This window comes from Endozoicomonas sp. G2_1 (assembly GCF_017744155.1).
GTDB lineage: Bacteria > Pseudomonadota > Gammaproteobacteria > Enterobacterales > Alteromonadaceae > JAGHQT01.
In genome coordinates, this window is the sequence record NZ_JAGHQT010000024.1 from 24,564 (window position 1) to 44,761 (window position 20,198).

Here is a 20,198-nt window from a genome sequence, read left to right on the forward strand (position 1 = left end):
GTTCATCAACCTCAACAAATCAATGCTTGAGGTTGATGAAAGTAATAACCTTGTAACAAGTCGATATCCAACTTTTTGACTTGAGACAAAATTGCCTCATTAGCAACATATTCAGCAACAACATCGACCTCTAATTCACGACAGAAATTAACGATGGTTTTGACAACTATTTGATGTTTGCGATTATTTGCTATTTGTTTTATCAAAGAGCCATCTATTTTAATTACGTCAATTGGCAGGCGTGTCAAATATTCAAAGTTAGAGTAACCAGAGCCAAAATCATCAATTGCGATTCGACACCCCAACGCTCTTAGCTTTAATAGAAAAGATAGAAACTGCTGATCATCCAAGTCATAGTTTTCAGACTCAACTAGCTCAAATGTTACGCGATGAGCAATCCGATATTGCACCACCCCATTAATGATTAGTCTGACTGTTTCATCGTCTAAAATATCTGCTTTGGATAAATTTATAGAGAAACATTCACTATTGTCAGAAAAATACTCAAACGCTTTATTAACAACAACTTGGGTCAGTAGTGGGTATATTTTAGCTTTCTTAGCCGATGGCAAAAACTCAATTGGTGATACATAGGATTGGCTAGCTGGTTCATAGTAGCGCATTAGCACTTCGGTCGAGCGCTTATTAAACCTTCTATCGTATATATGCTGCCCAAAAATCACAATTCCATCGGTAGACAATGCTTGTTTTAACTTTTTCGTCCAATCAATCGTATTTATCAAACGGCTATGGATACTGTTTTCGCTAGTGAAAACAACTAATTTTTGATGACTCTCTTCTGCACTTGCCAATGCCATTCGCGCGCACGCCAATAAATCTCTGTTTTTTTGCCATTGGCTGAGGCCTGCCGTCAAATTGAGAGAAAAGCTATTCTCTTGTGTTTGAAACTCTACCTGTTCCAATTTTGTTTGTAACAAACGACAGTGTTTAACAAATAGATTGAAAAAAGTGCTGCCCTCTGTCATCACAACAAATAACGTTTCATTGAATCGATATATCTTGTAGTCGTTAGGCAAGTTACTCACCAACAACCGTGCAAACTCAGCTAAAACTTGCTGGTACTCTGAGATATCATAGGCATTTTGAATATCAACCAAATCTGATGCTTGAAAAACTGCAAGGTGGCAACTGTGGCCTTGTTCAAGATCCTGTCTCAGTTTATAACTATTGAATAGTCCTGAATTCAAATCTTTGTTCTGCCGTTCAATAGTTTTATCCTTGCGGTATAAATCGGTAATATCATCTCGCATTGAAATGAATTCAGTAATCTCACCAGATTTATCCAAAATAGGTGCTATTGTCGTTTTCACTATATAATAGCTACCATCTTTTTTACGGTTTTTAATCACTCCTTGCCAAATATTTCCCCTGTTGATGGTCTGCCACAACTCTTTAAATACATGTTTTGGCATATCACTATGGTTAACAATACTGTGACGACGACCAATCAGTTCATCACTTCGATAACCAGAAATCTGACAAAAATTGTTGTTTACATAGCTAATAATTCCTAGCTTGTCCGTTTTCGAGACAATTGCGCTTGCATCAATGATCGCTTTGTGTTGCGCTAACAACTGATAGTAATAGTTATCAGCCTCTAATTGGCTTTCAACTAATTCACTAGCGCTACCAAACTTAACAAAAGTATGATTCGCAGCTCGGACACGGGCTTGAATACAAGTGTATCCGCCGTAGTTAATTTTTGACAGGACCACATCAAACCAATGTAAGGCCTTGTCAGCACCTTGGTAAAGCCATAAAAAACGTTGTTGTCCGTAGAGTAAGCAAGCATTCAATTTTTGTTTTGCTTTCTGCTTTGAAGTCATGCCATCAATTTGGTGTCGTGGTGCAAAGTGCCAAGGTTTAGCGTTGACTAATTGTTGTTTTGATGTAAGTCCTAACAGTTTGACCGCAGCTATATTACAGTCATGTAACACGTCATTTTTAAACAAAAAAACGACGTCACTTGTATGCTCAAGTTGATCGTTCACATTGATAATATTGTGTTGTCGCAAAGCCATTGCCCACCACCTACCTTGCAAATTGACAGACTAAACGCTGCTGTTCATTGAGCTGCAACAGTAGATTGTTATTGAGCTCTGCGGCTTGCTGACCATCTTGCTCACTCGAGCTTGCCATATCGGTTATCGTGTTAACATTGTGCTCAACTTGTTGAGCAAATACCGCTTGTTGCTCGATGCTATTAGAAATATGCTGATTAGCATTGGCAACTATTTCAACTTCCCTGTTGATTTGAACAAGCGCTTGTTTAGTTTCTTGTGAAAGATCAACACAACCACTAGATAGTTCTGTACTAGTTAACATAGTAGTAATGGCATTTTTTGACTCAATCTGGATAATATCTAGTAAACTATGAACTTCTTGCGTAGATTGTTGACTTCGTGTAGCGAGAGCCCTAACTTGTTCCGCAACAACAGCAAAACCCCGCCCATGTTCACCAGCTCTAGCGGCTTCAATCGCTGCGTTCAAGGCCAATAAATTAGTTTGTTCCGCGATACCACTAATTTCAGCTAGTACGTTATCTATCGAACGACAACTATCGGTGAGTCGGTTGATGGTTTGATTACCGTGCTCTAAGTGCTGAGAGAGTTCAACAATTGCCGATGTTGCTCTGTCAATAACCGCTGTGCTACGACTAGCAATATCAATACTGTTACCTGAAGATTTGGCCGCTTGATTAACTTCAGATGAGATAACATCAATAGTTTGGCTTAGCTGATTAATTGCTTGTGCTACCTGCGCGGTTTCGCGATTTTGAGTATTTAATGTCGAGGCGACATTGCTGCCTAAATCGCGGCAGTCGTTAGCGGTGTTGGAAATATCTTCAGATACTTGACTGACTCGACCAACAACAGCTCGTAGCTCCGCTGCTCGCATCTTTAAAGCAAGGTTGACAGAAGCAAGCTTATCGCGGCTACCTGAATACAAATAACTCATCAACGGGTTGTTAAAGGCCTCTTGACTCTGATTAACCACCTTAAGATAGCGCTTGCGCCACAGGATAAATAGCCCCAGACCTATCAGTTGTAATAGTAAAAGTGGCGCTAAGTAAATGGCGATCTCAGACATTAAAAACATAGTCGCAAAATTTACTAACAACGCAGTTAACATCATCCACTGCAAACACAAAGTAGCATCGTACTGTTTAGTGTTTATATCTTGCTTTTTATTGAGCTTTTTATAGAAGTGCTCCGCTCTTTCAGTTACGTCGCTATCAAGTGTGGTTCTAACCGACTGATATTCAGTAATACGGCCGTGTTGATCGCGTATTGGTGTAACAAAGGCATTAACCCAATAATAGTCACCATTTTTACAGCGATTTTTTACTGGCCCCATCCAACTTTGACCACTTTTAATTGTTTGCCACATACTTTTAAAGGCAGCTTTTGGCATCTCAGGGTGACGAACAACATTGTGGGGTTGGCCAGAGAGTTCTTCAAAGCGATAACCGGCAATATCGCAAAAATCCTGATTGGCATACTTAATTCGGCTATCAATATCTGTTACAGAGATAAGTACTTGATCATCTGAGAATGTTTGTTGCTTCGACACAATCAGTTAACCTTCCTTTTGCTAATAAAAACATCTAAAGCATGCAAAAAATCAACAAAACGTTCAAAGAGCAGCCTAACTGTCAAGTATTGATTTACAAATGTTATTCAGTTTTTTCTATATACAAGATAAATATAAGATTGTTCGTAGAGTTTATGCTCTAAATCAATAAGAAACTCACTTAACCCTTTATAATAACTAAACTGTCAGCCGTATTTGAGTACAGTGTTATGCCTAAAAAATTTTCTACTCGCCTACAGACTTTGCTAAAAGAACGCAAAATATCTATTTCTGAGCTATCGCGTTCAAGCCAATTTAGTCGACAAGCTATTTACAATTGGATGGCAACAGACCACATAAGTAAAACCGCATTACACAGGGTCGCACAAGTACTGGGAGTAACACCTGAGTGGCTGCGCTATGGTGAACGAACAAACGTGCATGAACAAAATGTAAAACGAGCACAACAATCGCCGTTTATAAAATTATTAGAGAATAAAGACTTCGCCGAAGCCAAAAAGCATCTTGACCAATTGAATATACTTGTTGGAAGGTATTTGTTTGTAGATAATAAAATTAGTTACTACAACTCACCAAACATTTATTCATCGATGAAGGTTGTACTGCCACTTACTCCTTCATCATTTTTTGAACTGCTTCCTAAGCAGCAACATTTCTCATTAAAAAGAAACTACCTCAAAGTGCTAAAAAGAGAGTTTGAGCATAATGTACTGCTAAGCATAAATAGCTCAAGATTTATCATCAATACGACGATGGCACCTCTATTTGATTATAGCGGTTTAATTGAGGGTATCAGTTTTCGTGTTCAACCGTTTACTGCATCAGTATCGCAATTAGAAGACTACTTTAGAATAAAGTGTAAAGCTTGTCAGTACCGCTACAATAAGCCTTAACAATTAGCTTATTGGAAAGTGAAGTTTGGCGGTGCTAAACCATACTTTTGATAGACCGGAGCTAACAAGTTTTTCTGGTCAGCAACTTTGAGAATGTGATTAATTTCATCAATTGACACTTTTGATTGCATAGGCGTTAAAATGTAACGCTGAAATTGATCGTCAATCTTATTCGCCACCACTAATTTACTTGTTTCGGCGGGGTTTTGCCGTAAAAACCAGCCAAGCGAAATATTACTGGTGAGCGCTACTTGGCTGCGTTTGTACAGCGCCATTTTGATAGTAATAGTATCCGTAGTGACATAGCGGATATTGTATTTATTTTCTTTGCGTGCTTGCGCGTCGTTAAACTGGTAATGATAACCTCTGACCGCTGCAATTGATTTATCAGTGAGATCGTCAAAGTAACTTTGATCACCATTGACGTAATCTCGATGAGCGATATAAATGTCTTGCGTGGTCACTAGTGGCAGCGAAACGCCAACGTTTTTCCAACCCCAATCGGGATGATCCCACATCACAATATTGTTGTCACCATCGCGAGCGTGTTTATGTAAACGTCGAGTGGGGATAATTTTTACCGCGAAGTGGTATTTGTCTTGGACTTGGTTAAATATGTCGATTAAATCGTAAGTCAGCCCGCGCTCTTGCTTGTGATCAACAATAACGTAGGGCTCTCGTTTAATTGAGATCACGTTAATATGCTCAGCAGCACTCCCCTTAAAAGTAACGAGGAGTGTGCTAATGAATAAAAGTCCAGAGAGTAAAAGTCTTATGACCATAACAAGTTAAATAGAGCCTTTGAATACATGGTGGTAACCAGTGTTATCCATCAATTAATCCGTATTGCTCCTTCAACACCGCGATAATTTCCGCTTTCGGGTTGTCACTTAAAACGATTTTTTCACCGGTAATTTTCTCAGCGATGTCTCGATAAGTTTTAGAGACTGAAAGCAATACGTCAAGCGGTAGCTCGTTGTCACGCGCCAATGCTTCACGCTCAGCCATGCGATCTTTATTCAATAAAATATCGGGATCAGGAAAGTGATTTAAAAGCAGCTGGCGAAAGCCCTCTTTAGAGTTTTCTACCACGTTACCAGCGCGATATTGCTCGCCGTCCCAAATACGCGAAGAGTCTGGCGTACCCACTTCATCCATATAAATGAGTTTGTCATTGCCTGCTTTATCTTTAACGTAACCAAATTCAAACTTAGTATCGACAAAGATTTGGTCAAGCTCAGCAAGCGCCTTTGAAATAACCTCAAAGCCCTGCTCTAATAGTTTTTCGTAAAGGCTAATATCACCCTCAGATTTAAAGTTAAACGCAGTGAAGTTATCTTCGATGTTTTTACGGGTGATATTAACGTCATCAACCGCAGGTACGCCCGGGATTCCCTCTAAAATGCCTTTGGTTGATGGTGTTTGCAGTAAATGAGGTAATATACTGTCTTTAGTTAACCCTTGTGGTAGTTCGATACCACAAAATTCGCGCTCACCTTTGGCATAAGCGCGCCACATTGATCCAGTAATGTATTGACGACAAATCGCTTCAATTTTAACCGGCACCGCTTTTTGCACAATCCAAACAAACGGATGTGGGATATCTAGAATATGACTATCGGCTAAGCCTTGCTCTTTAAACAGCTTAAACCAATGATTAGAAATGGCGTTAAGCGCCGCACCTTTGCCCGGCACACCTTTGATACCGCCCTGACCTTGCCAAATACAATCAAAGGCTGAAATACGGTCACTAATCACCATAATTGCCAGTGGCGTATTGGCCGGCACGTCGTAATTGCGTTCAGCAATCAAACGGGCACTATCTGCTTCGGTTAACCAGTACACTGAGCGCACCTTACCACTGTGAACGGGTTTATCGGTGCGGATGGGTAAATCGTCATTAACGGCAAGCACTTGATCAGCGACAGTCATGATTGAACCTTTTCTAAAATTGGAAATGTTAAATTGAATAACTACCGTGTAGCTATTTAATTTAACACTTTGCCACCACCTTAACTATTGCACAGCGAGTGACTTAGTTTTGATGCAAGCTGACTAATAGGTCAACTTTATTAGCGGCTAGAAAGAGAAAAGGACGCCGAAGCGTCCTTTTCATTTTACTTTTTACTGCTTATGCTAAAGAAGCTTGCGCTTTTTCAACTAAAACAGTGAAAGCAGCTTTATCGTATACTGCGATGTCAGCTAGGATCTTACGATCGATTTCAATCGAAGCTTTTTTCAAGCCATTGATGAAACGGCTGTAAGATAAACCATTTTGACGAGCTGCAGCGTTAATACGAGCAATCCAAAGTTGACGGAATTGACGCTTGCGTTGACGACGGTCACGGTAGGCGTATTGGCCAGCTTTAGTTACAGCTTGGAAAGCAACGCGATATACGCGACTACGAGCACCGTAGTAACCTTTAGCTTGCTTTAAAACTTTCTTATGAGAACGACGTGCGACAACACCGCGTTTTACTCTTGCCATGTGCTAATCTCCTCTTAATTAAGCGTTGCGTAGTAATTTATCGACTGATTTAACATCAGAAGCAGCGACCATGCTTTTAGCACGTAAGTGACGCTTAACTTTAGTACGACGCTTAGTCAAGATGTGACGAAGACCAGCTTGTTTGCATTTGTAACCGCCTGAGGCAGTCTTTTTAAAGCGCTTTGCAGCACCTTTGTTTGTTTTCATTTTAGGCATGATAAACTCCGCATTTAATGCCAAATGTATTTAAGTTATTCAGGCGAAAGTGCTTTTACTCAGTAACTTTACTTACTGTATAGTGCGCTTTACTTGTCAGGCCTCAATAACCAGCTTCAAAATAATAGTGGTGAGATAACAAAGCGAGCACATGTTTAAAACAATGCTCGCTTTGATGTCTACTTGTTAGACCAAGCTATTATCGTTTAATAGGGGCTAGGACCATCACCATTTGGCGTCCTTCCACTTTTTTCGGGAAGAATTCCACTTGTGCTAAATCTTCTAAATCGTTTTTAACGCGAGTTAAAAGCTCTAAGCCCAATTCTTGGTGCGCCATTTCACGACCGCGGAAACGCAATGTAACCTTGGCCTTGTCGCCACCTTCTAAAAAGCGCTTCAGGTTGCGTAGTTTTACCTGATAGTCGCCTTCATCTGTGCCAGGACGGAACTTAATTTCCTTAACCTGAATTTGTTTCTGCTTTTTACGCTGTTCTTTCTGTTCCTTCGCTTTCTCATAAAGGAACTTACCGTAATCCATTACGCGACATACTGGAGGTTTGGCAGTTGGGCTAATTTCTACTAAATCAACACCCGCTTTTTCCGCTTCGTCCATTGCTTCGTTTAATGAAACAATGCCTAATGCGTCGCCTTCTAAACCAATTAAACGCACTTCTGGCGCAGTAATTAACTCATTTAAACGATGTGCTGGCTCTTTTTGCCCGCCTCTTTGACCATTTCTGATAGTCGGTTCCTCCAAAGAACTTAAAAATTGTCGACTAAGTGTTATTACGTTTTTGCTCGTTCGTACTTAGCCAACGCGTAAAAGCTTATGCTCGGTTGTTAACTTCTTCGCTTAAATGTGCGATGAACGCATCAACCGACATTTTACCTAAATCTTCACCACCGCGTGTGCGAATCGCAATCTCGCCATTTTCCATTTCCTTGTCACCTACAACTAACAAGTATGGAACACGCTTTAAAGTGTGCTCGCGGATTTTAAAGCCTATTTTCTCATTTCTCAAGTCTAGTTTTGCTCTAAATCCATTTTCTTTCAGATTTTTAACGACTTTTTCGCAATAATCAGCTTGTTTGTCGGTAATATTCATTATTACCGCTTGCGTTGGTGACAACCAAGTTGGGAATTTACCTGTGTACTCTTCAATAAGAATACCGATAAAACGCTCTAGTGAACCCAAGATTGCACGGTGAATCATCACAGGTACGTGACGCTCGCCATCTTCACCAATGTAACTTGCACCTAAGCGACCCGGCAGTGCGAAGTCTAACTGAACGGTACCACACTGCCAGTTACGACCTAAACAATCGAGTAAAGTAAACTCAATTTTTGGTCCGTAAAACGCGCCTTCGCCCGGCAAGTATTCAAAAGCAATACCTAAATCGGTTAGTGCATTGGCTAAGCCCTGCTCCGCTTTGTCCCAAATGTCATCGCTACCAATGCGCTTTTCAGGACGCGTTGAAAGCTTCACTAGAATATCTTCAAAGCCGAATGATTTATAAACGTCATAAACCATTTCGATACACTTAGTCACTTCCGCTTGCACTTGTTCTTCAGTACAGAAAATGTGAGCGTCATCTTGAGTAAAGCCACGAACGCGCATTAAACCGTGTAAAGCGCCAGACGGCTCGTTGCGGTGACAACAACCAAATTCTGCCATTCTCAGTGGCAAGTCGCGGTAAGATTTCAAACCTTGGTTAAAGATTTGTACGTGACCTGGACAGTTCATCGGTTTAATCGCATACTCGCGCTTTTCCGATTCAGTGGTAAACATGTTTTCAGCGTATTTGTCCCAGTGGCCAGATTTTTCCCACAGGGCGCGGTCCATCATCAACGGACCTTTTACTTCGTCGTAGTCGTATTCGTGCAGTTTTTCACGAACAAATTTTTCTAGTTCAGTGTAAATTGTCCAACCATCGTTGTGCCAAAACACCATGCCCGGCGCTTCTTCTTGCCAATGGAATAAATCTAGCGCTTTACCAATTTTGCGGTGATCGCGCTTTTCAGCTTCGGCCAAACGTTGGATATAAGCTTTAAGCTGTTTTTTGTCTGCCCAAGCGGTGCCGTAGACCCGTTGCAACATTTTGTTGTCTGAGTCGCCACGCCAGTAAGCACCAGCAACCTTCATCAGCTTAAAGTGGTGACAGTGACGCATGTTTGGCACGTGTGGGCCACGACACATATCGATATATTCTTCGTGATGGTACAAACCCGGCTTGTCGTCGCGTTCAATGTTCTCGTCGAGAATTTCCATCTTGTAGCTTTCGCCGCGCGCTTCGAAAGTATCGCGCGCTTCTTGCCAACTAACAGTCTTCTTAACCACGTCATAGTTGGTTTTAGCAAGCTCTAACATGCGTTTTTCTAGAGTAGCAAGGTCGTCCTCGCTAATGGTGCGGTCAAGGTCAACATCGTAGTAAAAACCGTTGTCGATAACAGGACCAATTGCCATTTTTACATCTGGCCACAATTGCTTGATCGCATGACCAAGTAAGTGAGCACAAGAGTGACGAATAATTTCAATACCTTCATCATCTTTACTGGTGATAAGCTGTAAGCTTGCATCCGTGGTAATTAATTCACAAGCATCGACAAGTTGACCGTCAATACGACCAGCGATGGTTGCTTTGGCAAGGCCTGGACCAATATCTAAAGCAACGTCCATTACAGAAACTGCTTGTTCAAAACTGCGTTGACTACCGTCAGGAAGCGTAATAATAGGCATGAAATTTCCTTTACTCAGTGGTGACACATACTAAATGCCACATGAAAATATAAATGTTATTTGGTATTAGTTCAGTTTGATAACGCGAATTGTACCAAACAAACTAAAAGAGCACGGGAATATAGGGGAATTTAACCTTGATTACAAGGGTCTATAGCCATATCAAAAGGTTAATTTTATTGTGGGTAGTTATTGTTGTTGGTGAGCAAAGTTATTAACGCAATGTTTGTTAAATATTGCACGACACTTTTTGCCGGTATTTGGCTATTGTTCATAGCCGATATTGCCCATGCTCAACAGCCATTACCCGATAAAATAGCTGCTAATAAAGCTAAAGATTGGCAAACCTACCGACAAGCTTCCATAGCTGACTCAAAAATGGCAGTTTACTTTCGCGCGCTAACAAGCAGTGAGCTGGAAGCTATTAATAGCGCCAAAAGTAATGGCCAAAGTAAAGCAAACAGCAAATTAATCGAGATAAAAAGCGAACTAACGGTTGAGTCCTCTATCGCTGGCTTTCTGCTGTTTTTACAAGATTATGACAAAATTCCAAATTGGTTGGATAATGCCAATGGCAGTCAATTAATCGAACAAATAACACCTAGTCACAATATTTTTCGCATTCAATTTTCGGCAATTTGGCCGGTCAGCCCCCGTGAAATGCTAATTGAAAGCCGATATTGGCAAGACCGACAAGGTAACGTCCACATAAAAGTCGAAGATGCGAGTGACCATTACACTAGCCATAAAAATCACATTGCCATCTCTATTATCAAGGCTCACTGGTTAATTGAACCACTGCCCAACGACAAGCTTTATATTCAATATCGAGTGATAGCCAACGCCAACGGTAAGATGCCGAGTTGGCTTGCCAATAAAGTTGCGCTGCGCTCGAGTTGGCGAACGTTAAAAAACATCAACCAACAGTTACCCAACAGTGATTGGCAGTATCAAAAATTAGCAAATATTCTTGAATATCAAGAGCTCATTCAAGAGCCTACATCAGGAACTAATGAACAAACAAAAGACATTATGCCAAGCAATAACGCAGAGCTAAATTAAGCAACTATACTTAGCGTTAACAAGGCAGGTTTTTCCGTGTAAAAGGTGAAAGATTATGTGGCAGGTTATCGAACAAGCAATATCCAATGCCGTTGGTCAGCGCTATCACATCACTGAGAAAAAATCAGTTCACGGTGGCGATATCAACAAAACCTTTAAAATAAGTGATGGACTTACACCCTATTTCGTAAAAATAAACGACAAACATTACTATGAGCTACTCGAAGCAGAAGCTTATTCGTTAGAGAAAATTCACGATACTCAGCAAATTCACTGCCCTGAAGTTATCACCTTAGGTTGCAGCTCTAAGCACAGCTTTTTGGTGCTATCTCATTTATCACTAACACCAAACCAAGTTAACAATTGGTATCAACTCGGGCAGCAACTGGCACAGTTTCATCAACACACCGCTTCAGAAACTAACGGCGCCAAAGAATTTGGCTGGCAGCACGACAATTTTATTGGCAAGACCTATCAGCCTAACCGTTGGCACAAGAAATGGCGGGTATTTTTTGCTGAACAGCGCATTGCTTGGCAATTACAACTACTGCAAGAAAAGTCGATATCGCTAGGCAATATCGACTACATTGGACAAATTTGTCACGATTTACTCGGACAACACAAATCCGTTCCCTGTATGGTTCACGGCGATTTATGGCAAGGCAATCTTGGTTTCGATAGCGACATACCTACGGTATTTGACCCGGCCAGTTATTACGGCGACCGCGAGGTTGATTTGGCCATGACTGAATTGTTTGGCTCGTTGCCAAGTGAGTTTTACCGGGGGTATCAAGATCAATACCCGCTCGATCAGGGCTACGAAGAGCGCAAATTAATTTATAACTTCTATCACATTCTTAATCACGCCAATCTGTTTGGCGGAATTTATATTGACCAGGCAAAAGCCATGCTGGCTAGAATAGTCGCTAATTATCGCTATTGTTATGCTTAACTAGTGCGAGACTTTTAATTCGAAATAACCAATACGAAACGATTAATACGAGACTATCAACACAAGACTATTAACACGAGACAAGAGTATGGACACAACTAAACTGGCTATTCATCAAACAGACTGCCGATTGGAGGTAAGAGATGAGACAAGCACTAAATCACGAGATCATTAATCAACAGCCTTTGTGTCAACAAACAATAGAATGCCCACATTGCGGGCATCATCTTCACGTTACCTTAGATGCCAGTGACGGCGATCAAGACTATTACGAATCATGCCCTGCTTGTTGCTGTGATATTCACGTTAATATGCATATTGACGAAGCCAAGCAAACGATAGAATTAGCCGTTGACGGTGACGACGAACAAATTTTTTAACTGTGAACATGATGTCAGACAAACATTAATCGTCAGTTTTTGGCGCCGCGCTGCTGCCCGCTAAAATACCGCCATCGATATTGAGCTCAATACCTGTGACGTATTTACTCTCATTCGAAGCTAAGTAAAGCGCGGCATAGGCAACGTCATCTGGTTCCCCCATCACTTTAAGCGGTACGTCGTTAGCCACCGCTGCAATGGCCGCTTCACGCTGCTCTCCCTGCCCCAACATGGCATCCCACATTGGCGTTAAAATCGCTCCCGGATGAATCGAGTTGCAACGAATCGCATAACCTTGCTCAGCACAATAAAGTGCAACCGACTTACTGTGATTGCGCACGCCCGCTTTGCTGGCGGCATAGCTACTGGCACCGGGAATACCGACCAAGCCCGAACGCGAAGAAATATTAACAATACTGGCGCCACTCGACTTTTTCATCAGCCCAATACCGTATTTACAACCCAGTGCAACACCGTCTAAGTTGACTTGCTGAACATATCGCCAACTATCGAGATTGAGATGTTCAGGATCGTGAGGCCCGTCGAGACCTTTATCGGTGAAAAAACCAGTAATACCGGCATTGTTAACCAGCACATCTAAAACACCATATTTTTCCTCAATACCTGTAGATATTGATTGCCAGTTAGATTCGTCGCTAACATCTAGATAGCGAAACTCTGCCATCTCACCCAGTTGTTCTGCGAGCTGCTGGCCTAGGGTGCGATTGATGTCAGTCAACACCACTCGTGCCCCTTCAGCGATAAAAAGCTTAGCAATGGCGGCGCCAATTCCCTGCGCGGCACCTGTAATTAATACTGTTTTATTTACTAATCGAGTCATATTATTCTCCTTAACATAGCTAAATCTGATTTATCTGGCTTTATTACTTAATCATCTATTCGCCGAACAAAGCCGTTTTTTGCTCGCGCATTCGCTCGATAGTTTCGACAATCGTCATGGTTTGTTGGTCAAATTCAATATTCACTGATTGGCCAACTTCTAGCGTGCCTAAATTAGTGCGCGACAAAGTTTCTGGAATTAAGTGAACACTAAACTGACCATCAGTCACTTTGCCAATGGTTAAACTGGCGCCATTAAGGCCAATAAAACCTTTGGCGAAAATATACTTTTGCCATTGACCATCAAGACCAAAAACTAGCTCACAATTATCATCTGTTACTATTCGTTGTAGCAGTTTTGCTTGTGTGTGAATATGACCACTGACCATGTGGCCACCAATTTCGTCACCGACTTTCATTGAGCGCTCAATATTAACCTTATCACCAACAGTTAACTGCCCTAAATTGGTAACGCGTAACGTTTCATCAATAACATCAAACTCAATAAAACCTTGATTATCTTCGGCTTCTCGCCCAGTTTTAGAAGATAAGCCAGTAAAATTAACCGCGGTTAAACAAACACCGTTATTGGCAACGCTAGCACCTGTTTCTAAACCTTGAAGTAGGTTTTTATCGACGGCAACTCGGATATTAATAAAATTATTACGCTGATTTATCGATAAAACTTCAGCTTGTGATTGCACTATACCGGTAAACATATATTATTCGCTTTGAAGAGTTTTCTTATGAAGATTTTTGCCATTCTAGCAGAATTTTTCCCTAAAACAGCATAAGTGAATAAATGAAATTTAACGCCTTTATCGCCAACACTAAAAACTTGGTCAAGCTCGCCTACCCGATCTTAATTGCCCAGTTAATTCAAAATTTAATGGGTTTTGCCGACACTGTTATGGCCGGCCGCGTTAGTGCGACTGACATGGCGGCTGTTGCCGTTGCCAGTAGTGTCTGGCTGCCCCTTATTTTAACCGTATCGGGGTTAGTGATGGCGCTGGCGGCCATTGTTTCTCAACACGCTGGTGCCAATGAAGAGAACAAAGTCGCCAACGCAGTTTATCAATGTGGCTGGATAGCAGCCAGTTTGGGCGTGGCGCTAATTGTTCTGTATTATTTACTTGAAGGCATCATTTACCCAAATGTTTCACTAGAGCCTGAGTTAAAGCAACTCACCTTTGATTATTTACATTACGTGGTTTGGGGTGGTCCGGGTTTTTGTCTATATTTAGTGCTTAGAAATTACTCTGAGGGCATGTCCCACACTCGCCCAACCATGATCATCAGTATTATTGGTTTGTTGATAAATATTCCCGCCAACTATATTTTTATTTACGGTAAGTTGGGTATGCCTGCGCTTGGTGGTGCGGGTTGTGGTTTAGCGACAGCAATAGTTTATTGGGCAATGTTTGTCGCTATGCTGGTATACAGTTACTTTGCCAAACCATTGAAAAAGGTCAGTATTTTTCAGCGCTGGTACTGGCCACACTGGCCTGAAATTAAAAATACCTTGGTTATTGGCGTTCCAATTGCGTTATCGCTGTTATTTGAAGTTAGCTTATTCGCCGTCGTCGCGATATTACTTGCTCCTTTTGGCGCCAATATTGTCGCGAGTCATCAAATCGCGATGAACTTCTCCAGCCTAGTGTTTATGGTGCCGCTGAGTTTTGCCATGGCAGTGACCATTCAAGTCGGTTTTGCCATTGGCAATCGCAACTTTGAACAGGCGAAAGCGATTTGTAAGCACGCAACTATTTTCGGCTTATTGATCGCTGTTGTAACTGCTGCTATTACGCTCATTTTCCGCAGCCAAATTGCCAGTATCTACACCACAGAGCAAGAAGTGATTGCGCTTGCGGCAAGCTTGATGTTTTTGGCGGCCTTATTTCAATTTTCTGATGCGGTGCAGGTAATTTCAGCGGGAGCGCTTAGAGGTTACAAGGACACACAAGCAATTTTGTATATCACTTTCTTTGCTTACTGGATTATCGGGTTAAGCATTGGCTTAACCTTAGCATTAACCGATTGGTTGCTCCCTGCTATTGGCGCAGCAGGCTTTTGGATTGGTTTTATTTCGGGTTTAACCACCGCAGCAGTGCTGTTAGCTTGGCGATTAAAAGTGATTCAACAGCGGCTAAGCCAAGCCGCTGTTTAAATAACTATACTAAGTTATTGATTAATTTAGTTAAGCTTCATCATCATCGCTATCTTGCAGTTTACCGATGTTTTTGCGCAAAATCGGCAAGTCTCCGGCATCTGCAGCACTAAACACAGCTTTTTTGTTGCGTTTAATCGGCGCTTTTTTAACTGCTGCTGGCTTTGTAGCTTTGGCCTTGGTTGGCTTTTTTGCTACCGCTTTTTTCTTTGGCTTTAAGCCTTTAAATTTAGCGACTAAGCCATCTATTTGGTCAAAACTGATGCGCTGTTTAAGAAATGCTTCAATGTTTTTAAAGCTCTGCCAATCTTTTGGTCCGACCATTGAAATGGCATCACCTTTGTTCCCTGCTCGGCCAGTGCGACCAATGCGGTGAACAAATTCTTCACTGTGTTTTGGCAAATCAAAATTGATTACGTGGGAAACATTAACCAGATCTAAACCGCGTGACGCTAAGTCGGTCGTGATCAATATTTTTTGCTGTCCCTTACTAAAGCTCTCCATAATTTGATTGCGTTGGCTTTGGTTCAAATCGCCACTTAGTGCAGCGGTACTTAAACCCTGCTCACTAAGTTCGTTAGATAAACGTTCGGTATCAGCACGCGTTGCAGTAAAGATAATCAATTGTTGATAGCTTTCATTTGTCAAGAAGTGATTCAACATCGCTTGTTTGTGCTCAAGATTGTCGGCCAAATAAAAGCGCTTATTGATGTCTTGATGCTCGGTAGAGCCGTGTTCAATGGTGATTCGCTTAGGACTGTTTAGTAAGTCGAGGGCGAAATCGTTGATTTGATCGTGATCTAAAGTCGCTGAAAACATCAAGGTTTGGCGCTTGCGATGATCTGCGGCAGTGTGAATTTGTTTAAGCTCTTTTTCAAAGCCCAAATCTAACATACGATCTGCTTCATCGAGAATCAGTAATTCAAGACCGTGCAAATAAAAGTTTTTATGGTTGAGATGATCGGCTAGTCGGCCCGGTGTCGCAACCACAAAATGCGGGTCTTTGGCTAAGATTTTTTCTTGGTCGTTAAAGTTTTCACCGCCCAACAACAACACAGCTTTGAACTGAGTGTTACCTGTGAGTAACCTCAACTGGCCAAACACCTGCTTTGCCAATTCACGTGTTGGCGTTAAAATTAATACTCTAGGGTCGCGTTTAGCCAGTGCGCGATTGCGAATAAGTCGTTGCATTGCCGGTAGCAAAAACGCTAGCGTTTTCCCTGAACCCGTTTTTGACGATGCGATTAAATCGTGGCCAGCCATGGCCGCAGGGATCGCCTGCTGTTGGATTTCCGTTGCCTGATCAAAACCCAAGTGCTCTATGGTTGCGAGTAATCGCTTGTCTAAACCGAAATTGCCAAATTGCAAAATCTTCTCCTAACCCTATTTAAAAACAAACGGGCATAGATGGTCACTATGCCCGCTTCTGTACACCTAACTAAAAGTGCCTAGCCAATCATAAGCTTATTGGCTAGTCATTTTACAGTTTAGCTGTTAGCAATACGCTCAGCAATTACTGCCAACGCCATATCAATGCGCGCCAACACTTTATCTTGGTCGAGTAACGCCAAGGTAACGTCTAATGACGGCGAATTACCGGCACCAGTTGCCGCAACGCGAAGTGGCATCCCCACTTTACCCATACCAAGTTCTAATTCAGCAGCGGTTTCGTTAATCGCGGCGTGAATATGCTCAGGTTGCCAATCAGTTAAGGCAGCAAGCTTAGCTTTAACGACTTCCAAAGGTTGTTGTGCTACTGGTCGCAAGTGTTTTTTCGCAGCAGTGGCATCAAACTCTGTAAAATCTTGGTAGAAATAACGTGATATTTCAGCCATTTCTTTAAGGGTTTTAACGCGCTCTGCTTGTACTTTAACAATTTCAGACAACGCTGGACCATTGCTAGTATCAATGTTTTGATCTTGCATATGCCACGCTAGGTGCTCGGCAACATACTCAGGCGCCAACGTCTTCATGTAGTGTTGGTTAACCCAGATTAATTTTTCTGTGTTAAAGCCCGATGGCGCTCGATTACAATCGTTTAAGTCAAACAATTCAATCATTTCGTCACGGGTGAACAGCTCTTGGTCGCCATGTGACCAACCTAAACGCACTAAGTAATTTAGCAAAGCTTCTGGCAAGTAGCCGTCATCGCGATACTGCATGACGCCCACGGCACCGTGACGTTTTGACAAACGCTTGCCATCGTCACCTAAAATCATTGGAATGTGGGCAAACTCAGGTAATGGCGCGCCTAGCGCGTTAAAAATGTTAATTTGACGCGGTGTATTGTTTACGTGGTCGTCACCGCGAATCACGCAAGTCACGCCCATATCCCAATCGTCGACAACAACGGTTAAGTTGTAGGTTGGGCTACCGTCAGAACGAGCAATAATCAGATCGTCCAATTCTTTGTTTGAAATCGTAATTTCGCCCTTAACCAAATCGTTGATAACAACGTCGCCGTCTAATGGGTTTTTAAAGCGAATAACATAAGGCTTATCTTCAGGGTAATCGGTACGATCACGCCACATGCCGTTATAACGCTCTTTTTCACCTTTTTCACGTGCTTGAGCACGCATTTCGTCAACTTCTTCTGGGGTGCAGTAACAGCGGTATGCATTGCCTTCGGCAAGTAGTTGATCAATGACTTCTTTATAGCGATCGAAACGCTTGGTTTGGAAGTAAGGACCTTTATCCCAATCTAGTTGCAACCAGTTCATACCGTCCATAATCGCATCGACTGACGCTTGCGTTGAACGCTCAAGATCAGTGTCTTCGATACGAAGAATGAATTCGCCACCGTTTTTCTTAGCGTGTAACCAGCTATATAATGCAGTACGTGCTCCACCAACATGAAGATAACCGGTAGGACTTGGCGCAAAACGAGTTGTTAGGGTCATAAAAATCTCACTGTTGTTAGTCGCTATCAAACAATTCTCGATGCAACTAAAAAATAGGTTAAAAAATTGCGGCTATTTTATCAGGCAATGGGCCGTTAATACATCCTAAAGTAAATATTGTTATGAGAAAGCTATAATCTGCAGGATTCATAGAAAATAAGATACGACAATGTTCTGAAAATTAACTCAGAACATTGCTTTATCAATAACATTACTATCGGTGGCTAATTTTCAAATAGTTTTATGTGGCGCTCAATACATGCTGACTTTTTCAGGCTAGGCCCATCGTCTAGTGTTAACAACTCTAGCTCTGCAAGAGCAGTAGCATGCTCAACGTAAAGCGCCGCTAGCCTACTTTGAAAATTATGAATTGCAATTTTAGGAAGGTCTTGTTCGTTCAAATAACTTAAGTTCTCCTGCTCACGAAATTCACTAATTTGCCTTTTTATCTCTTTGGCTCTTTCACTGACTATTTGATAGTCCTCTTTTGAAAGTAAAAGACCTAAATCAAGGTTATCTTTAAATGGAGCGCTACTAACCACCTGCAGATAAGCAGTTAAGGCGGACAAGTCATAATTATTTATCCCGTAAGTGGCATAAGCTAGCGCGGTCATAATCTTATCTTTAATTTCTGGAGTAAATGTTCTCTCTTTTTGATATTGTAACTGTGCTGTCACTATTTCGACAGTTGTCAAAAATTGAGGCGCTAACGCAGTATTACCCAAGATCATTAATCGATGTGCTATAGGAATTTGCGTGTTTTTTCGCAGCTCACTCCTGTTCATTGCTGCAACCAATGCGTATTGGTCATCTTGATAGGCAAGCTCAAGTAACCGATCTATATCCATTTCCATGTAGGCAACAATATCTAAAGACGCATCATCATCAAAGTAATTTCCATAAATGTCTTTTTGTGGTACACCAAAATCGCCCCTTCGCGCTCTCCATTCCTTAGATTCGCTAAGAGAAAATGCAAAATCTTCTACGCTTAATTCGAGCGCACCAACACACCAATCGTCTTCATAAGAAACTTTGTTGATTGATTGGTTTTCTATAGTGGTTGCAATATTAATTACTTTGGGATTGTTTTGGTCTATGACTTGCTGAGCAATAATAGGAAGCTTGGCGACTTTTTCACTAGACTTATCATAGTCATTATCATGTGCTTTCATCAGAAAACTAAGAAAACCTGCGCAAATCGCACATATGCCAATCAATATAAAAATAATCCTTGTATACACTTAGCAATACCTTTTAGCTAGCAGACTTTTTAATATGCATTCATACCAAGTTTTTAAAATATACGATCATTACAACTTGGTATATGAGCTTAAAATATGACAATTATCACTTAACAATTTCACGATATGTTTACGGGCAGTTCAATTAAAATCGTTACCAGCAAAAATTTGATAAATAACTAGCATTTTGCTGACAGTCAAAAGCAGTAAATATAATCAATACAGCTTTACTACTTTAAAGATAAAGACATTAGCGGATAACACTGAAATTGAACTAGTTAATTAGTGCGGGTTGTAAAGCGTAGAAGGTATTTGTCTGTTCAAGATTTTGTGAACTAAATCTTGTTTTCAGAAACAATAAGATGGTGGACGATACTGGGCTTGAACCAGTGACCCCCGCCTTGTAAGGGCGGTGCTCTCCCAACTGAGCTAATCGTCCGGAAACAGAATTATTAATAATCTTACATAAATAATCTAAGGATAACACTGAACCTGAACCAGTGTATTGGTGCGGTTTGTAAAGAGTAGAAGGTGTTCTTCTCTTCAAGCTTTATTATCCCGTAATCTTATTTAAATAAGATGGTGGACGATACTGGGCTTGAACCAGTGACCCCCGCCTTGTAAGTGTGGGTGGGGTGCTTGATTTTAAAGGGTTGCGTGACGATTTGTAGCCTTGCTGTACTCGTTCGTTTATGTATACTTGCGT

18 protein-coding genes and 1 tRNA gene are annotated in these 20,198 nt (G+C 41.4%); 5 read left to right on the forward strand and 14 right to left on the reverse strand.

Features of this window, described 5'->3' with window-relative positions; genetic code table 11:
* Nucleotides 1–11 precede the first annotated feature (11 nt).
* Together J7384_RS18090 and J7384_RS18095 are read right to left on the reverse strand one after the other, a co-directional pair.
* On the reverse strand, nt 12–2,042 hold the full coding sequence (locus tag J7384_RS18090; protein ID WP_209115951.1) for an EAL domain-containing protein: 2,031 nt from the start codon (nt 2,040–2,042) through the stop codon (nt 12–14).
* A 10-nt stretch (nt 2,043–2,052) separates the two neighbouring features.
* A complete protein-coding gene (locus J7384_RS18095; protein WP_209115952.1) occupies nt 2,053–3,594 on the reverse strand; it encodes a PAS domain-containing methyl-accepting chemotaxis protein in 1,542 nt (513 codons plus the stop codon).
* Between the two features lie 230 nt (nt 3,595–3,824).
* On the opposite strand from J7384_RS18095, the gene J7384_RS18100 reads away from it, so the two are divergent.
* Entirely contained in the window at nt 3,825–4,508 is a 684-nt protein-coding gene (locus tag J7384_RS18100) for a helix-turn-helix transcriptional regulator (protein WP_209115953.1), read from the forward strand.
* A gap of 8 nt (nt 4,509–4,516) precedes the next feature.
* Here the strand turns inward: J7384_RS18100 and J7384_RS18105 are convergent, their stop codons facing one another.
* The 6 genes from J7384_RS18105 to thrS form a co-directional block, all read right to left on the reverse strand.
* Nucleotides 4,517–5,203, reverse strand: a complete 687-nt coding sequence (locus J7384_RS18105; RefSeq protein WP_209115954.1) for a transporter substrate-binding domain-containing protein — start codon at nt 5,201–5,203, stop codon at nt 4,517–4,519.
* A gap of 130 nt (nt 5,204–5,333) precedes the next feature.
* Complete coding sequence (locus tag J7384_RS18110; RefSeq protein WP_209115955.1) at nt 5,334–6,440, reverse strand: phosphoribosylaminoimidazolesuccinocarboxamide synthase; 1,107 nt, start codon at nt 6,438–6,440, stop codon at nt 5,334–5,336.
* Between the two features lie 199 nt (nt 6,441–6,639).
* Nucleotides 6,640–6,996 carry a 50S ribosomal protein L20 gene (gene rplT / locus J7384_RS18115; protein ID WP_209115956.1) on the reverse strand — a complete coding sequence of 119 codons (357 nt, stop codon included), beginning with the start codon at nt 6,994–6,996 and terminating at the stop codon, nt 6,640–6,642.
* Between the two features lie 18 nt (nt 6,997–7,014).
* Nucleotides 7,015–7,212, reverse strand: coding sequence for a 50S ribosomal protein L35 (rpmI, locus tag J7384_RS18120; protein WP_209115957.1), 198 nt, complete (start codon nt 7,210–7,212; stop codon nt 7,015–7,017).
* A 199-nt stretch (nt 7,213–7,411) separates the two neighbouring features.
* The gene (infC, locus tag J7384_RS18125; RefSeq protein ID WP_209115969.1) at nt 7,412–7,954 is read right to left on the reverse strand and encodes a translation initiation factor IF-3; all 543 of its coding nucleotides are present in this window, start codon (nt 7,952–7,954) and stop codon (nt 7,412–7,414) included.
* 85 nt (nt 7,955–8,039) lie between these two features.
* A complete protein-coding gene (gene thrS, locus J7384_RS18130; protein ID WP_209115958.1) occupies nt 8,040–9,950 on the reverse strand; it encodes a threonine--tRNA ligase in 1,911 nt (636 codons plus the stop codon).
* 222 nt (nt 9,951–10,172) lie between these two features.
* On the opposite strand from thrS, the gene J7384_RS18135 reads away from it, so the two are divergent.
* The 3 genes from J7384_RS18135 to J7384_RS18145 all read left to right on the forward strand — a co-directional run bounded on the left by J7384_RS18135 (nt 10,173) and on the right by J7384_RS18145 (nt 12,344).
* Nucleotides 10,173–11,012, forward strand: coding sequence for a hypothetical protein (locus tag J7384_RS18135; protein ID WP_209115959.1), 840 nt, complete (start codon nt 10,173–10,175; stop codon nt 11,010–11,012).
* Between the two features lie 55 nt (nt 11,013–11,067).
* The gene (locus tag J7384_RS18140) at nt 11,068–11,964 is read left to right on the forward strand and encodes a fructosamine kinase family protein (RefSeq protein WP_209115960.1); all 897 of its coding nucleotides are present in this window, start codon (nt 11,068–11,070) and stop codon (nt 11,962–11,964) included.
* Nucleotides 11,965–12,107: 143 nt separating this feature from the next.
* Complete coding sequence (locus J7384_RS18145) at nt 12,108–12,344, forward strand: CPXCG motif-containing cysteine-rich protein (protein ID WP_209115961.1); 237 nt, start codon at nt 12,108–12,110, stop codon at nt 12,342–12,344.
* 25 nt (nt 12,345–12,369) lie between these two features.
* Here the strand turns inward: J7384_RS18145 and J7384_RS18150 are convergent, their stop codons facing one another.
* Together J7384_RS18150 and J7384_RS18155 are read right to left on the reverse strand one after the other, a co-directional pair.
* Nucleotides 12,370–13,185 (reverse strand): SDR family oxidoreductase, encoded by an 816-nt coding sequence (locus tag J7384_RS18150; RefSeq protein WP_209115962.1) that lies wholly within the window; start codon nt 13,183–13,185, stop codon nt 12,370–12,372.
* 55 nt (nt 13,186–13,240) lie between these two features.
* Nucleotides 13,241–13,903, reverse strand: coding sequence for a riboflavin synthase subunit alpha (locus J7384_RS18155; RefSeq protein WP_209115963.1), 663 nt, complete (start codon nt 13,901–13,903; stop codon nt 13,241–13,243).
* Nucleotides 13,904–13,986: 83 nt separating this feature from the next.
* On the opposite strand from J7384_RS18155, the gene J7384_RS18160 reads away from it, so the two are divergent.
* Nucleotides 13,987–15,351: an MATE family efflux transporter gene (locus J7384_RS18160; RefSeq protein WP_209115964.1), complete on the forward strand. Its 1,365-nt coding sequence runs from the start codon at nt 13,987–13,989 to the stop codon at nt 15,349–15,351.
* A gap of 30 nt (nt 15,352–15,381) precedes the next feature.
* Here J7384_RS18160 and J7384_RS18165 read toward each other — a convergent pair whose 3' ends face one another.
* The 4 genes from J7384_RS18165 to J7384_RS18180 all read right to left on the reverse strand — a co-directional run bounded on the left by J7384_RS18165 (nt 15,382) and on the right by J7384_RS18180 (nt 19,931).
* On the reverse strand, nt 15,382–16,719 hold the full coding sequence (locus J7384_RS18165) for a DEAD/DEAH box helicase (RefSeq protein ID WP_209115965.1): 1,338 nt from the start codon (nt 16,717–16,719) through the stop codon (nt 15,382–15,384).
* 119 nt (nt 16,720–16,838) lie between these two features.
* Nucleotides 16,839–18,251, reverse strand: coding sequence for a glutamate--tRNA ligase (gene gltX, locus J7384_RS18170; protein ID WP_209115966.1), 1,413 nt, complete (start codon nt 18,249–18,251; stop codon nt 16,839–16,841).
* Between the two features lie 224 nt (nt 18,252–18,475).
* Nucleotides 18,476–19,423, reverse strand: a complete 948-nt coding sequence (locus tag J7384_RS18175; RefSeq protein WP_209115967.1) for a hypothetical protein — start codon at nt 19,421–19,423, stop codon at nt 18,476–18,478.
* Between the two features lie 432 nt (nt 19,424–19,855).
* Nucleotides 19,856–19,931: transfer RNA gene (locus tag J7384_RS18180), tRNA-Val, on the reverse strand.
* Between the last annotated feature and the right edge of the window lie 267 nt (nt 19,932–20,198).